Annotated in this window: 1 pseudogene; it reads right to left on the bottom strand. The window is 57.8% G+C overall.

The window, feature by feature from the left end:
- Positions 1-227 (bottom strand): annotated as a pseudogene (locus tag F2P45_RS34700) (IS4 family transposase); the annotation flags it as partial.
- Between the last annotated feature and the right edge of the window lie 140 nt (positions 228-367).

Below are 367 nucleotides of genomic sequence, written 5' to 3'. Positions count from 1 at the left end.
ACGTGCCGCGCCAGTTGTGCTTGCTGTTGCAGGTGCGCGAAGAATTCATCAAGCTCCGTCTGGATGCACTTGCGCATGCCAGTGAGCATCACTGCAATCAGGGTCGGCAGTGGCAGCTTGCGCCGCCGCACAAATGCGTTACCGGCGTCGGCGTGGCGGGCAAGATCACGAAATTGAGCAGAGTGCATGTGGGCGGAAAATGCGGCAAACAGAGAAGGTAACGACATGGCGGCCAATGAAGATCAAAAAGACCTTCATTGGCCGCCGCCCTGCTCGCGAAAAAAGCCTCGCAATCAGGGCGGCGGCCGCGCGAAGCGGCGATTCTGTCAAGAACTATTTCAACTAAAGTAGTGCCAATGGCGGGGGA

Origin of the sequence: Massilia mucilaginosa, from assembly GCF_011682145.1 — a bacterium.
Lineage (GTDB): Bacteria > Pseudomonadota > Gammaproteobacteria > Burkholderiales > Burkholderiaceae_D > Telluria_A > Telluria_A mucilaginosa.
Note: the sequence above shows the minus strand (reverse complement) of the source record. Positions and strands in the feature narration are given on the sequence as shown.